The organism is Methylocella silvestris BL2 (genome assembly GCF_000021745.1).
Lineage (GTDB): Bacteria > Pseudomonadota > Alphaproteobacteria > Rhizobiales > Beijerinckiaceae > Methylocapsa > Methylocapsa silvestris.
Genome location: NC_011666.1, coordinates 2,856,106 through 2,871,152, shown reverse-complemented (window position 1 = coordinate 2,871,152; position 15,047 = coordinate 2,856,106). Strand labels below are relative to the sequence as shown.

Annotated in this window: 10 protein-coding genes; 3 read left to right on the top strand and 7 right to left on the bottom strand. The window is 65.3% G+C overall.

Annotated elements, in window-relative coordinates:
• The first annotated feature begins 25 nt into the window (after positions 1 to 25).
• Complete coding sequence (locus MSIL_RS13360; protein WP_012591614.1) at positions 26 to 1,837, top strand: putative nucleotidyltransferase substrate binding domain-containing protein; 1,812 nt, start codon at positions 26 to 28, stop codon at positions 1,835 to 1,837.
• Between the two features lies 1 nt (position 1,838).
• Positions 1,839 to 2,507, top strand: a complete 669-nt coding sequence (locus tag MSIL_RS13355) for a 3'-5' exonuclease (protein WP_012591613.1) — start codon at positions 1,839 to 1,841, stop codon at positions 2,505 to 2,507.
• A gap of 123 nt (positions 2,508 to 2,630) precedes the next feature.
• Here MSIL_RS13355 and MSIL_RS13350 read toward each other — a convergent pair whose 3' ends face one another.
• The 6 genes from MSIL_RS13350 to MSIL_RS13325 all read right to left on the bottom strand — a co-directional run bounded on the left by MSIL_RS13350 (position 2,631) and on the right by MSIL_RS13325 (position 13,096).
• Positions 2,631 to 3,896: a glycerophosphodiester phosphodiesterase family protein gene (locus MSIL_RS13350; RefSeq protein ID WP_012591612.1), complete on the bottom strand. Its 1,266-nt coding sequence runs from the start codon at positions 3,894 to 3,896 to the stop codon at positions 2,631 to 2,633.
• A 262-nt stretch (positions 3,897 to 4,158) separates the two neighbouring features.
• On the bottom strand, positions 4,159 to 4,581 hold the full coding sequence (locus MSIL_RS13345; RefSeq protein ID WP_012591611.1) for an acyl-CoA thioesterase: 423 nt from the start codon (positions 4,579 to 4,581) through the stop codon (positions 4,159 to 4,161).
• A gap of 13 nt (positions 4,582 to 4,594) precedes the next feature.
• Positions 4,595 to 5,305, bottom strand: a complete 711-nt coding sequence (locus MSIL_RS13340; protein WP_012591610.1) for a glutathione S-transferase family protein — start codon at positions 5,303 to 5,305, stop codon at positions 4,595 to 4,597.
• Positions 5,306 to 5,354: 49 nt separating this feature from the next.
• The gene (locus MSIL_RS13335; RefSeq protein WP_012591609.1) at positions 5,355 to 9,629 is read right to left on the bottom strand and encodes a translocation/assembly module TamB domain-containing protein; all 4,275 of its coding nucleotides are present in this window, start codon (positions 9,627 to 9,629) and stop codon (positions 5,355 to 5,357) included.
• Complete coding sequence (locus MSIL_RS13330; RefSeq protein WP_041368040.1) at positions 9,629 to 11,632, bottom strand: autotransporter assembly complex protein TamA; 2,004 nt, start codon at positions 11,630 to 11,632, stop codon at positions 9,629 to 9,631. Before MSIL_RS13330 ends, MSIL_RS13335 begins: the two co-directional genes overlap by 1 nt.
• Positions 11,633 to 11,812: 180 nt before the next feature.
• The gene (locus MSIL_RS13325; protein ID WP_012591607.1) at positions 11,813 to 13,096 is read right to left on the bottom strand and encodes an NAD(P)/FAD-dependent oxidoreductase; all 1,284 of its coding nucleotides are present in this window, start codon (positions 13,094 to 13,096) and stop codon (positions 11,813 to 11,815) included.
• 259 nt (positions 13,097 to 13,355) lie between these two features.
• Here MSIL_RS13325 and MSIL_RS13320 point away from each other — a divergent pair, with 259 nt between their 5' ends.
• Entirely contained in the window at positions 13,356 to 14,372 is a 1,017-nt protein-coding gene (locus MSIL_RS13320; RefSeq protein ID WP_041369155.1) for an Lnb N-terminal periplasmic domain-containing protein, read from the top strand.
• 23 nt (positions 14,373 to 14,395) lie between these two features.
• On the opposite strand, the gene MSIL_RS13315 is transcribed toward MSIL_RS13320, so the two are convergent.
• The gene (locus MSIL_RS13315) at positions 14,396 to 15,016 is read right to left on the bottom strand and encodes a hypothetical protein (protein WP_012591605.1); all 621 of its coding nucleotides are present in this window, start codon (positions 15,014 to 15,016) and stop codon (positions 14,396 to 14,398) included.
• Positions 15,017 to 15,047: the final 31 nt, after the last annotated feature.

The window sequence follows — 15,047 nt, the reverse complement described above, 5'->3', positions numbered from 1 at the left end:
AGTCCGCGCCCGGAGCTTTCAGGCGATGCCAAACGCCTTCGACAACACCAATCCGCCCTTCGACCGGCTAAGCCCGCAGGAACTCGAGACCCTGCGCCGCGCCCTCGATATCGCCTATTTCCGGCCGGGCGAAGTCATCATCAAGGAGGGCGCGCCGCCGGACGCCCTCTATGTGGTGATCAAGGGGGTCGTCGAGGAGCGCTCCGGCGACGAACTCGTCGCTCTTCTCGAGACGAATGATTTCTTTGACAGCCGCGGCCTGATCCAGGGCCACAGCGGACATGGTTTTTTCGCGCGGGACGAGGCGCTGCTCTATCTCCTTCCAAAGGCTATCGCGCTCGATCTCGTCAAGGCCAACCCCCGCTTCGCCGCTTTTTTCTACCTCGAAATTTCGCACAAGCTCGACGCCATCGCGCGCGAAGAAGAAGAGACGACCGTCGGCGCCCTGATGCGCGCCCGCGTCGGCGACATGAATTTGCAGCCGGCGCATTTCATCGACGCCGCCGACTCGATTGAGACCGCCGGCCATCGCATGCGCGAGATCAATTCCAACGCCCTGTTCGTCCGCGACGGCGATCGCATCGGCATCATCACCGGCATGAATCTGTCGAAGGCCGTCGTGCTGAAGCGCATGCCCATTGCGGCGCCCGTCGGCCCGGTGACGCATTTCGATCTCGTCGCGCTCGACAAGCAGGATTTCGTCTATGCGGCGCTGATCCTGATGACGAAGACCAACAAGCGCCGCGTCGCCGTGCGCGATGGCGGCGCCTATGTCGGCATTCTCGAGGATATCGAGCTTTTGAGCTTCGTCGCCGGCAATGCCCAGCTGGTCGCCGGCCGCATCGACCGCGCCAACGGCATGCCCGATCTCGTCATCGCCGCGCGCGAGATCGGCGATCAGGTCCGCCTGCTGCGCCGGCAGGGCGTCAAGATCGCCGTCGTCGCCGAGATCGTCTCGGACCTCAACCGGCGGCTATTTTCAAAGCTTTTCGAATTTCTCGCGCCGCCGTCGATCCGGGCCGGAGCCTGCCTCATCGTCATGGGCAGCGAGGGACGCGGCGAGCAGACCGTGCGCACCGATCAGGACAATGCGCTGATCCTGGCGCGGCCGGTCGATGAGGCCGACCTTGACGCGTTCCGCCGCGATTTCACGGCGGCGCTGGAAAGCTTCGGCTTCGCGCCCTGCCCGGGAAACGTCATGGTCCGCAATCCGATGTGGTCGCAACCGCTCGACGCCTATCTCGGCGCCTTCCGCCGCTGGATCGCGATCCCGGACGAGAACGCGCATATGAATGTCGCGATTTTTTACGACGCCGACGCCGTCGCCGGAGACGCCTCCCTGCTAGCTGAAGCGAAAACCGCGCTGATCGGCGAGGCGCGGCAGTCGAGCGCCTATCTGTCGCATTTCGCCAGAGCCACGGAAGCCTTTCCGATGCCGATCGGCTTTTTCAACAATCTCCTGACGCTCGATGGAAGCGGCGACGCCGTCGACCTGAAGAAGGGCGGCATTTTTCCCATCGTGCATGGCGTGCGCAGTCTCGCGCTGGAGCGCGGGCTCGTCGAGACCGGCACGGCGCAGCGGATCCAGCGCCTCGTCGAGCTTGGCGCGCTCAGCCGCGATTTCGGACGCGAGCTGACGCAATCGCTCTATTTTCTGATGACCTTGCGGCTCGATGCGCAGCTCGCCGCAGAGCTCGCCAGGACCTCCGCGCAATCCGCGCTGGTGCGTCCCGCGGAGCTGTCAAGCCTGCAGCGCGACTTGTTGCGCGACGCTTTTCAAGTCGTGAAGCAGTTTCGCGAGATCGTGCGCCGCCACTTCAATCTCGGCATGTTCTAAGATGATCCCGCGCGCGCTGAAGCGGCTGTTCCATCAAATCAGCATCGGCGATCAATCCTACCGCTTCATGTTCAAGCCAGGGCCGAAGGACGAGGCCGTCGCCTTCGACTGCGAGACCACCGGGCTCGATCCGCGGCGCGACGACATCATCACCATCGCCGCCGTCAAGATTCGCGGCAACCGCATCCTGACCAGCGAGCGCTTCGAGGCCGTGATCCGGCCCGAAGCGCGCATGAACGCCGAAGCGATTAAGGTGCACCGGCTGCGTGAGGCCGACGTCGAGGCCGGCAAGCGCATCGAAAAGATCATGCCGCAGTTTTTGCATTTCATCGGCGGACGGCCGCTGATCGGCTATTATCTCGAATTCGACGTCAGGATGATCGACAAATATCTGCTCGGCCTGCTCGGCATTGAGCTGCCCAATCCGCTGATCGAGGTTTCAAATCTCTACTACGAGCGCAAATATGGCGATGCGCCGCCGGGCGCGACGATCGATCTTTCCTTTGCGGCGATTCTGAAGGATCTCGATCTGCCGATGCTCGACCAGCATGACGCCTTCAACGACGCGCTGATGACGGCCATGATCTACATCAAATTGCGCGACATGAAAGAGCGCGGCGTCCGCATTCCCCGCCCGCGCCAGGGCAGCGCGCCACAGACGGTCGGGTAGACGTCGCGAGGGCTGCGTTTTCGGATTGATGCAATCCGGATTCTCTACGCTGCCGGCGCACGATGTTGGCGAGCTTTCGCCGCCAACGTCGCTTGTCGATGGGCATCCTCGCCGGGTGTTGTGTTATGGCTTGTTGAAGCAGTTGCCGTAGTATGTGGCGGTGCCGGGCCAGTCGGAAAAGATGCCGAGGATGCCGACCTTCGACGACAGCACGTCGAGCACATTATAGTAGTCGCCCGGGCCCTTGATGACGCTTGAGACGCTCTGGTAGTAATAGCCGCCGCCGTCGGTCAGGGGTCCCGAACGCTCCAGCGACCAGGGGATGATCTTGAAGCCATTCTGCTTGATGGCGTTGGCGTAGGCGGACGGGACGATCTTGCCGCTGCCGTCGAGCGCGATCAGCGCCCAGATCGGCGGGGCGACGATCTGCACGCCCTTGGCGCGCATGCCAGGCAGCGCGGCGATGGCGGGCGGCAGATCGGCCGGAACATCGGTCTCGGCCAACGCCACAGCCTGTTTGCCAAACGCCGGTTCGTTCTTGATCCAATAGTAGATGTCGTTGATGTTGAACGATTGCGCCCACACGCGCTTCGGCGAGACGCCCGCAGCCTTATACGCATCGATCATTTTCTGCGCGTATTTTTCCTGCGTAAAGTCGCCCTGGTAGGGCATCGGCACGCGCGCCTCCTTCAGCTCGGGCGTCATATTCACGCCGAAACTGTTCATCAGCGCGATATGCTCCTTGAGCGTCACGAGCGTTCCGGTCGCCGAATAGGCCTCGGTGCGCCAGCTCGGCGTCCCGTTCTGATATTCTTCCGGCGTCGTCGCATTCGGGTTGAACCCGTCCATCTTGCCCTTGAGCAACCTGAACTCGGCGAGGGTGATGTCGCTGGTGCAGCAGGTGGCTGACGCTGGCGTCCCCCCATTCGCCGGCGTGAACGGCTGCGTGCATTTCGCCGCAAGCGCCGGAATCGTCAGAATGTTGGTCGTCGTGTGAAGATCGCATTGGTCATGACGGCAGACGAGTTCGCGGTCCTTCGTAAAGGTCACATCGCATTCGATGATGCCTGCGCCCATGCGCGCCGCCGCCTGATAGCCTTCCACCGTATGCTCGGGAAACTGCATCGGAGCGCCGCGATGCGAGATGGAAAACCGCGTCCGCGTCAGATGCTTCTCCGAGCAAGCCTTGAGCTTGCTCTTCAGCGGACCATTCTGAAGCTGGTCGACGAGATAATAAGGGCGCGGGCCAACCTGCACGTTCAGCGGCTTGCTGAAACCGGCGCTGTTGGATTCAACCAGCTCGTCGAACGCTGCGGCGTCGCCCATCGGCAAAGCCAAAGCGGCCAGCAGCGCCGTCGCGAGCAGCTGGCGTTGTCTTTTAAGCATCATGTAGATTCCCCCCCCCCGGGTCTATGAACGAGGCAATGCGACGCCGGCCCTCTGGCCCCCGCCAGCCAAGCCGATGCGCGCTGCAACCAATGGATAGCGCCGACGCGCCCACCCGCGCCGACGCCAACAGACGCGCCCCTATCTAATGATCTTGCGTGAACGGCTTGTGACGACGCCAACACTTGCGGGGTTAGCGAAGCGCAGGCGCCCGCGGAGGGCGCGCGACATGCGACGGGATGGTAGAGGACGCGCCGCCGCAGCTCTACCGCGGCGCGGGGTCGAGCAGCCAGACGGCGGCTGCGGCCGAGAGCGGCCGCGAGCGCCGCGTCGCCTCATCCGTCAGCACGATCACGCTCTCGGCTGTCGCGGCGCATCGTCCATGTTGGAACAGTCCTTGTTCGAGCTTCATCGAACTGCGCCCGACTGAGGCGACGCGCGTTGCGATCACAACCTCGCCCGGCCATGTGATTTCGGATTTAAAATCGATCACGAGCCGCGCGATGACCAGCGCGGTCCCGGGCTCCAGAACAGGCGAGGCGGCGGACAGGAGCGCCTCGACCCGACCGAGTTCGAGAAAGGTCGCGAACACCGCATTGTTGACGTGGCCCTGGCGATCGGTGTCGCCGTAGCGGATCTTGTCCGACGTCCGGAAGGCGTAATGTTCGAGCTGGACGTCCTCAGTCATGCGGACGATCCTCTTAAGGCTGATGGCGTGGAGCGGATCGAGCGAGGCCGCCAAAAGCGTCAAGCAGGCGGTCGCGCCAGGCGAACACGACATCCCTGTCCTCAAGCAATTCGACGAGGCTGACGCAGCGCGCCCACATGAACATGCCGAACACGCAATAATCGGCATAGGCGGGCGCCTCGCCGGATAAAAAGGGCTGATGCTTCAGGGTCTCGCGGAGCGGGGCGAGAACGCGTTGCAAATTCGAAAGATGCGTCGGCCGGTCGGCGACGACGTCCTCCAGACTTTGCCCATATCTTATCTCGCGGGACGCGCGAAAATAGACTCTGTCGGCGTCGCCGAGACGGTCATGGATATCACGCAGGATAATGCGGCCGATCGCCGGCGAAAGCGCGCCGTCGGCCCAGCTGTTGATGAAGCGGACGGGCGCAATGGCGTCCGCGGCGCCAAACAGCGACGGCGCATCCGGAAAACGCTCGTCGAGATAAAGCGCGATGCGCCATGAATCGGCAATGGTTTCAGCGCCGTTGACGAGCACCGGCACACGGCTTTGGCCCGAAAAGGCGAGCGCCTCCGTCTCCGTAAAACGCCACGGCAGGCGCAGCGCGTCGAGCCTCTTATGCGCCAGCGCCATCCGGGTCTTCCAGCAATGCGGGCTGAATCGCAGAGCGGGATCGGCCGCCGCCAGCTCATAGAGCGTGAGTGTGGTTGCTGCAGAATTCACTCGCTCGTCCTGACTTTCGAGATTTGCCGCGCGCGCCTCGCCGCGCCCGCTACCATTCTTTCTCGGCGCCGACGCCGACCGAGACCGCCCCCGTCGCGTCGATCACGCCGCGCGCCTTGAACGCCTTCCAGATATTGACGGTCATGCCAACGCCGGTCTGTTGCGGGGTCGCGCCGGTCTGCACGCCGAGACTGACGCGATCGCCAAGGAAATTGGACAGCGGATTGCTCGAATCCCCCGCCCCGAGCCCAAGCGAGCGGCGCAACCCTTCGAGCGCGTCATTGCCGCCCGTATAGATTGCGACCGCCTGCGCCAGAGCCAGCGCCTGCGTCGGCGAGAGCTGGCCCGAGGGCGAACCGAACAGCAGCCGCGAGATGACTTCATCCTGCGGCAGGTCGGGGCTCGAGGTGAAGGCGAAGACAGGATCGGCCGGATCGCCGGTGATCGCGACGCTGATCGAGGCGCCGCCGGTTTGCGTCGTCGCCAGAAAGTCGAGCGTTGGCGAGAGATCGCCGGCGAAGGTGAGGTTCGCCCGCGTAAAATCGAGATCGGCGGTCAGCACTTTCAAATGACCGTTCACCAGATTGAAGGCGCCGACAGGCTTTGGCGCGGCGAGCGTGCCGGTGAGGCGCAGGCTGCCGCCGAGCGAGGCGTCGAGACCCCGCCCGCGCACTCTGATCCGCCCCGGCGCGTCAATCAGAAGATCGAGCGCAGCGTCAAACGCGGGGCCGCCGCGGCTGCGTCTTTGCCGCGCGATCTCGAGCCGCGCCGCCGCCGTCGGCGTCGGGTCGATGTGCCGCGTGCCGGGCAGCGGCCGCAGCGCGCCCGGCAGCCGGTCGGGAATGAGGATATCGAGCGAGGCGATATCGATTTTACCGCCGATGCGCGGGTTTCGCGCCAGCGGGCCGGACAGAGTGAGGTCGAGACTGGCCACCGCCGTCGCGACCGGGCTCTGCAGCAGCTGCGCGTTGCGGCCGGAGACACGGATGTCGCCGGGGAAACCGGCGGCGGGATCGAGCCGGACAGAGCCCGTCGCATTGATCGTTCCGCCATTCGGCGTCGTCGCCGAGGCGCTTTCGATGGCGATACGGTCGCCATTGGCGACAAGCCGCGCGCGAACGCCGTTGAGGCGCACGCCCTGCACAGCATCCTGGAACGAGCCATTGGCGAGGGTGATCGCGCCGAAGGCCTGCGGCCGCGCCACCGCGCCGCGCACGCCGCCGTCGATGGTCAGCCGGCCGGTCACGCTGCGCCCTGCCGCCGCCAGATTGCGATTGGCGAGGGCGGCGTCGAGATTTCCTTTGACGGTAAGATCGAGCGCGCCGTCTGCGGCGAGCGGCGCGGAGCCGGTGATCCTGAGCCGCCCGGCCTGCCCGGCGACGACATTGGCGTCTGTCGTCACGCGGCCCCGCTCGAAGCGGCCATTGGCGTCAATATCGATCAGCGGCAGCCCGGCGTTTTTGGTCTGCGCGGCCGCCAGTTGCGAAATCCTGATTTTATAGCCGCCCGCCGGCGCCGCAGCCGGCCCACTGACGGTCGCCTCGCCGTCGAGCAAACCGGAAAGGCCGAGGCCGGGGCTGAAGATATCGGCGACCGAGAGCGGGATTTTCCGCGCCAGGATCTTGAGATCGAGCGTTTTGGCGGCGCGACCGTCGAGGGAAAGCCGGCCGCCGTTCAGATTAAGCGCGAGATTTTTGAGGTCGGCGCCCGCGTCCCGCACGATGATCGTCGCCGGTCCGGCGAGGCCAATTCTGCCGCGATCGCGTGTGATGTCCAGCTTGGAGAGCTCGATCCGCACCGGATCGGCGTCGATCAGCTTCGCCCGTCCGGAAAAATCGAAGCCACGCGCATTGGCCAAAAGCGTAATGTCGCTCGCCTCGCCCGAGGGCTTGGCGTCAAAGCGGATGCGCGAGATGGTCTCGCCGGCGATGCGCGCCTGATCGGCCGACAGCGAACCGGAAAGGGCCGGCCGGCGATAAAGGTCCGCAACGGCAAGATCGGCGGCGAGCCTCTCCAGCGCGACGTCAAAAGCTGCGACCTGTTTGCCGCTCGCCTTCAGCGCGACGTCCTGCCGGCCGCCGTCATGGCTGAAGCTGGCGTCAAGATCGAGCGCGCCGGAGAGTTTTTGCAGCGCCAGCGCCGAGAGATCGTCGAGGTTCGGCGCATGGACCGCGAGCTGGCCGGCCGCGAAATTCTCCGCGTCAAGCGTCGCTCCGCCCTTGATCGTCGCCGCGCCGATGCCGACGTCGACGCCGTCCAGCACAAACCCGCCCGCCGCCGGGCGCGCCAGATGAAGCGCGCCGGTCGCGGGCTTGCGGTCGATCTCGCCATCGAGCGTTATCCGCGCGTCCGGCGCTTCCCTGAGGTTAGTCGCGACGGCTTTGAGATCGAGGCGCGGGACCGGCCGGCCGAGCAGGCTCGCGTCGCGGATCGCGATCGAGGCCGTTGCGTCCGGCTTTTGCAGCGTCCCGGTGACATGGGCGGCGATGTCGCCGCGGCCCGTCGCCCGCTTGTCGGCCTTGGAGAGATCGGGAATGGCGATAGCGGCGGAAAGATCGGCGAGGGCCGGCGTCGCCGCGCCATCGATCCGCGCCGCCGCATTCGGCCCGACAAGCTTCAGATCCTTGAAGCCAAAACCGCCGTCGGGATCGAGCCGCGCGCCGCCCGCAAGCGTCAGCGCGCCGCCGAACAGCCCGTCGACCTGATCGAGGCCCGTCGCGAAATGATCAGCCCTGGCGTCGATCATCGCCCGAAAACTATTGGCGCGTGGCGTGCCTTCGACGTCGGCCTTGAACGCGGCGTCGCCCTTGAGTGAGACGCCGGAGATCGCGCCGAAACGGGAGAGATCGGGGATTGTCGCCTGAAGACGACCCTTCAACTCGCTGCCTGCCGCCCGGCCCTTGAAGCCGGCGCTGAGCGTCTGCGATTTGATATCGAGCACATCGAAGTCGATGACGCCTTTGACGCTGCTCTTGCCGCGCATCGTAAAGGTCGCCGTGGAGCCGACCGCCTGCGCCAGCGCGGGATTGGTCAAAGCGAGGCCCTTGACGCTGGCGTCGGCGGCGATCTGCAACATCGTCGAGGTATTGGCGATCGAGCCGGTCGGCGCAGCCTTAAAACTCGCGTCAAGGCGATCGAGCGCCGCCGCCGGCAGCTTCGCCTTTTCGGCATAAAGCGTTGAATCGATCGTCGGCGAATCGAGCGCGCCCGTCACATGGGCGTCGAGCGCTAGCCGCCCGATCTCGACGTCGCGGAGTTTTGTCGCGGCGCCGTCGTTCGGGACGTTTTCGGCGGTTATCCCGATATCGGCGATCTGGTCCTTCGAGACGGCGCCCTTGACGACGAGCCGCGCCGCCGCGGCGCGCAACTCGACGCCTGGAATGGCGACGCTGGCGTCGTCGTTGAAGACGATATTGCCGGAGAGCCGCGTCGTGCCGGCAAACACCGGGGCGGCGATGTCCGGCAGCATGCCCGATGCCTGCGCCGAGAGGTCGAGGCCGAGCCGGCGCGCCGCGCCCTCGCGATTGAGCGAAGCATCGCCGGTCGCGCCAATGCCCGCGCCGGCGTCGAAGACGAGCTTGGCGTTAAACGCGTCGAGCACGCCCGATCCGTCGATATTGAGGCGCACGGGCGGCCGGCCGGGAATATTGCCAAGCTCCGAAAGGATGCCGCCGGCAGGCTCGTCGAGATTGACCTTGAGGTCGAGCCGCTGCGTGCCCGGCACGAGGTTGAGCCTGAGGTTGAACGTCGCCGGCTTGTCGAGCCGCTGCGCGTCGAGAAACGCCTGCAATCCCTCGGCGGGGGCGCCAAGTTGGGCGTGGCCGCCGGTCGAAAAGGCTGATTTTACCCCCAGCACCGGCTCGCCGAGATCGGCGCGGGCGAGGGTAAATTGCTTGATGTCGACCCGCACCGGCAGTTCCGGCAGCAGCGGCTGGTCTTCGCCGGAGACCGGCGCCTCGGCGGGGATCGGCCGGCGGCTCATATTCATCTGGTCGATGTCGAGCTGATCGACCTCGAGCCGCCGCTGCAGCAGCGCCAGGCGGCGCCAGACGATGCGGATGCGGTTGATCGTGAGCCAGACGCCGTCGCGGTCAGCGATGCTGAGGTCGCGCACCGTCGCGTCGGAGGACAGCGCGCCCTCGACGGAGCCGATCGAAACGCGGCTCGTCGGCGTCGACAAAGCGCGCGAAATGAGATCGGCGAGGACGCCCTTGTCCTGCTCGGAGGCGCGGCTTGCCGGCGTCAGCAGATAAAGCGCGGCGAGCACGCAGAGCGCCGCCATGGCCGCGACGAGGCCGAGCGGGAGGAGAGCGCGGCGCGCCATCAAAAGGGCTGCCCTATGCTGACGTAGAAAACGACAGGATAATCCCCCGGACGCGGATCGAGCGGTTTGGCGACATCGACCCGGATCGGGCCGATCGGCGTGTAATAGATGAGACCGAGGCCGGCGGAAAAACGCGTGTCGCCGCAGCCGCCGTGGGGGATGGAGTCGCAATAGGCCCCGCCGGCGTCGAAAAAGGGCGCGACGCCGATATTGTCCCACACCTTGATGCGCGCTTCGACCCCGGCGTTGAAGGCGCTGAGGCCGCCAACCGTGTAGCCCAGCGGCGTCTGCGGCCCGATCGTCTGGTAGCGGTAGCCGCGCACCGTCGCAAGGCCGCCGGCGTAGAAGCGATAATTGGCCGGGATGGCGGCGAGGCCGCCGTCATTGCCGAAGATCGAGCCGATGCCGGCGCGGGCGGCAAGAATATAATTCGCGTCCTCGTCGATCGCGTAATAGGCCGATCCTGTAACGCTCGCCTTGGTGAAGCCGGCGTTGCCGAACACATTCGGGTAGGGCGTCACCGTCGCCGCGACGCGAAAGCCGTTGCTCGGATTGAGCAGATTGTCGGTTCCGTCATACTTCAGGGTGAGCGGAATGCCGAGAAACGTATAATTCACGGTCCCAAGCGCGTCGGTCGCCTCGCCTTTCTCGAATTTGAGCCCGGCCTGCAGGGACAGCGTCTCGTCGATGCGATAGCGCAGAGCCGCCGTGCCGCCGGCGTCCTGCCAGGCGTAGCCGCCGAAACTGCCGCCGCCGGAGCGATTGCTTTCCGCGGCGGCGCCGAGCAGCAGATCGACCCGCGAACCGGCCAGGGCCGGCTTGACGAAACTCGCCGAGACTCTGCCGCCAATGCCGGAACTGTCGAAATTCTGCGGGCCGCTGAAACTGTTGAAGCTGTTCGAGGCGACGCCATAGATCGGCGGCGCATAGAAAACATCGCCCTCAAGACGGAGGCTTTCGGCGCCGCCGAACAGATTGCGGTTCTCATAATAGAGGCTGCCGGTCGGACCATCGACGGTGGAATAGCCGGCGGTGAAGCCGACGAGATTATTTGGGCGGTCGCCGACCTCGATGAAGATCGGCAGATTGCCGTTGGCGTCGAGCTTGTCGCCCTCGCGGATACGGACCGAACCGACGGCGGCGATCGAACTGATCGATCTGCGCGTCTCGGCGAGCGCCTTCGGCGTATAGGGCTGGCCCTCGCGCAGATAGGTGAAAGACCGCACGATCGACGGATCAAAGCCCTGCGGGCCGCTGATCGACACCGCGCCGAACCCCGCCTGCGGCCCCGGATCGACGGTAAAGGCGACATCCATCGTCAAGGTCGCATGGTTGACGACCGGCTGCGGCAGCGGCGCCTTGACCAGCGGGTAGGATTTGCCGCGAAAAAAATCGATCAGCCTGGCGTTGGCGGCGCGCAGATCAGCGGCTCTGGCCGGATCGCCGGGTTTCAGCTTCAGGACATAGAGCGGCAGGGTTTCGGGCGGAAAAGGCGCGCGCGTCGCTGAATCGAGGACGGAGACGTCGCGCAGACGGAACAATTCGCCCGTCTCGACGGTGATCGTCACGGGCGCGACCGCGCGGCCGGCGAAAGCGCTTGCGGCTCTGGCGAAAGCCTCGGGATCCGCGCCCTTGAGTTCGCGTTCGACATCGCCGACGCGGGCGAAAATCCGCGCATTGTAATAGCCGGACGCCCAGAGCGCATCGAGCATGGGCGCGAAATCGGCGGCAAGCCGCTGCGCCAGCGCCGCGGCGTCGGGCGGCGGATCCTGGCGCAATTTATAAAGATGGGAGGCGTCCTGCAGCGATTGCTTGACGCTGTCATCGCCGCGGATGACGAATTCGACTTTGTAAGGCGCCGTCGTGGGGGTGGGCGCGGGCGGCTCGTCCGAGCCAAAGAGCCCGAAGAAATCGAAAGCGGCGGCGGGTTGCGGCGCCGACGCCCCGGCCGCCAGCGCAAGCGCCGCTGCGAGAGGGGGGCCGAACAGGACGCGGCTTGCCATCTTTCGTCTCGATAAACGCATCAAATCTCCGACGCCCGCCCGTCCCCGCGGCGGCCTGTCTCCTGACTTTGAGTTGCCGCGCTGTTCAACCCGGCAACTCGTTTGATGGAGGCAAAATATGAATATTACGCGTCGGGATTGAGTTAACCGGCCATTAAATGGCGCGGCGCCGCGAGGGCATCAGGTCTTTTCCTCGCCGGCCCATTGCTTTCCTTGCGTGATCAGCCGCGCGCTGCGATGGCCGAGCAAATAGGCCCAGAGCCAGCTCAGCGCGACGCCGAGACGGTTGCGGAAGCCGATCAGGAAGTAGATGTGTATGAACCCCCATAGCCACCAAGCGAGCGCGCCGCGCACTTTCAGCCAGCCGAAATCGGCGATCGCCGCGCGCTTGCCGATGGTCGCAAGGCTGCCGACATGTTTGTAGTGGAAGGGCGCCGGAGCGGGTTTTCCGGCGAGGCGCGCCTTGATGACGGAGGCGACATAGGTCCCTTCCTGCTTCGCGGCGGGCGCGATGCCCGGCACCGGCTGTCCGTCGGGGCCCGTGATCGACACGGTGTCGCCGATCGCGAAGATCTGCGGATGTCCCGGCACGCTGAGATCCGGCTCGACGAGGAGCCTGCCGACCCGGTCGGCCGCGGCGCCGAGCCATTGCGCCGCGCGCGAAGCCTGCACGCCCGCCGCCCAGAGGATCGTCCGCGCCGGGAGCTTTACGCCGCCGAAGACGACGCCGTCGGCAGAACATTCGGACACCGGCGCGCCAACCTTGACCTCGACGCCAAGCTTTTCGAGCGCCCTGGTCGCATAGGCCGAGAGGTCTTCGGTAAAGCCCGGCAGGATGCGCGGGCCGGCCTCGATCAGCACGATCCGCGCCTTGCGCGTGTCGATATGACGGAAATCCTCGACGATATTTTCGTGGGCGAGTTCGGCGATGGTGCCGGCGAGTTCGACTCCGGTCGGTCCGGCGCCGATGATGACGAAGGTCAGCAGCGCCGCCAGCCGGTCGGGATCGGTCTCGCGCTCCGCCCGCTCGAAGGCGAGCAGCATGCGGCGCCGGATCGTGGTGGCGTCCTCCAGCGTCTTGAGGCCCGGCGCATAGGGCTCCCATTCGTCATGGCCGAAATAGGCGTGGCGGGCGCCCGTCGCCAGCACCAGCGTGTCATAGGCGACCGAACCGCCATCCTCGAACAGCACTTTGCGGGACTCGGCGTCCACGCCGTTGACCGCCGCGAGCAGGACCTCGACATCTTTGCGCTTGGCGAAAACATGGCGGATCGGCCAGGCGATCTCGGAGGTCGCGAGCGAGGTGGTCGCCACCTGATAGAGCAGCGGCTGAAACAGATGATGATTGCGCCGGTCGACGACGGTTATCCTGACGGGCGCTCCCGCGAGGCTGTTGACGCAGTGCAGCCCGCCAAATCCGGCGCCGACGACGACGACATGATGAAGGTCTGAAATTTCGGTCAAGCGCGATCCTGTCTGATTACGCCGGCGCGCGCCGGCCGCCGCACGGATTATTGATCTTGATCAAGCGGCCGAGTTATTGGCCAGATTGCGCCCCGGCACAAGCGCTGGAGCTTCGTTGACGCCGGGAGGCTTCCAAGGCCTCGCCGGCCCGCCGCCAGCCGGCTTTCCCCGGCAGCCGGCGGCTGCTATCTCCTCTCTACCGCAGGGGCGCCATGCGCCTTTGCCGCCCCGCCCCGCAAATCTCTCCAAGAAAGACCGCATGATCCGGCGCCTCTCACGAAGTTTCGCCATCGGCGCGTTCGTCCTGATCGTCCTGTTTTCAGCGCTGTGGGGCAGTTTTGCGCTCTGGTTTCAATTGCCCCTGGAGACCGCGCCAAAGCTAGGCGTTATCGCGCTATTTAATCTTTTGGCCGCGCTGACCATCGCCGGGACATTCTGGCGGCGCGCGCGGCACGCCTTCATCGCCTATGGCGCGGCCTATCTTGCGCTGATCCTGTGGTGGGGCACGATCCACCCGACAAACGATCGCGACTTCGCGCCGCCCGTCGCCCATGGCGTCACCGGCGTCCTGCGCGGCGACGTTCTGACCATGCAAAATGTGCGCAATTTCAGCTGGCGTTCGCCGGATGATTTCACCGAAACCTGGGAGGAGCGCAGCTACAAACTCTCGGATCTTACCTCGGCCGATTTCTACCTCGTCTATTTCATGGGCCCGCTCATCGCCCATTCGATGGTGAGCGTCGGCTTCAAGGACGGCCGCCATTTGCTGTTCTCGATCGAGATTCGGCCGGAGCGCGGCGAAGCCTTTTCGGCCATCGCAGGCTTCTTCAAAAGATATGAGCTCGTCTTCCTCGCCGGCGACGAGCGCGACTATCTGTTTTTGCGCAAGGCGCAGGATGAGGATACGCGGCTGTACCGGCTTGCGGTCACGCCGGAGCAGGCGCGCGCGCTTTTGCTCCAATATGTGTGGGAGGCGAACCGGCTTGAATTGCACCCGCAGTTCTACAATACGCTGACGGCGAATTGCACCACGACGATTTTTGTCTTGATCCGCTCAATTTTTCCGCAGTTTCCGCTCGACTGGCGGGTGCTGCTCAACGGCTTCCTGCCGTCCTTCGCCTTCCAGCACGGCCTCGTCGACACGCGCATTCCGCTCGACGAATTGATCCGCCGCGCCGCGGTGTCCGACCGCATCAAGATGGGGCTCTCGGAAGTCGCGTTCGGACAGCGGCTGCGCGAAAACGTGCCCGACCCCAACGCGCCGGCGAGACCGTGATCCGCCTGGATTAGCGGCTGCGCTTATACGATCCCCGCCACCAGCCTCAGCTCGAGGGCTTCGGCCGCGTCGAGGTACCAGTTTTGCGGCGCCTTGCGGATCACGTCCTCGAGCGTCACCGGCGACTCGCTGATGAGCGCTTCAAACCCCTCGCGCTCGATCCGGATCCCGTTTTCGATCTCATGCACGAGCGCCAGCGCCATCGACAGGCAACCCTCCAGCGGCCCGGAAAAATGCACGTTTTTTTCGAGCTTGCGCTCATGGATCATGAGGCGCGTGTCGCGCTCGAGCCAGCGCTCAGCGCGGGGAAATCCGGCCATAAAGGTGACGCCGGCCGAATAGACTGCGGATTTGCCGAGAAAAATGAAGCGGGCGTCCTCGGCGGCGCGCAGAAGGCGCAGATCCGCGGCCATCGCGCGCGCGACCTCCGGGTCGCCGCCAAGCGTCGTCATGGCGATGACGAAGGGCCCGGCCCCCGATAGCGCCGCAAGCTGGCCCTGGAATTTCTCGTGCATCGCATCATTCACCTGACCGGCGAGGCGGATGTCGGGCCGCGACAGGCGTCCGAGCAGTCCGTCCTCCAGGCCCGGCGCGACGCCGGCATCCCCCGCGACATGTTCGTGCTGCGCTTCAATGTCGTCCAAGGGGGCGGCTCCGTGATGCAAGCGAAGCTTA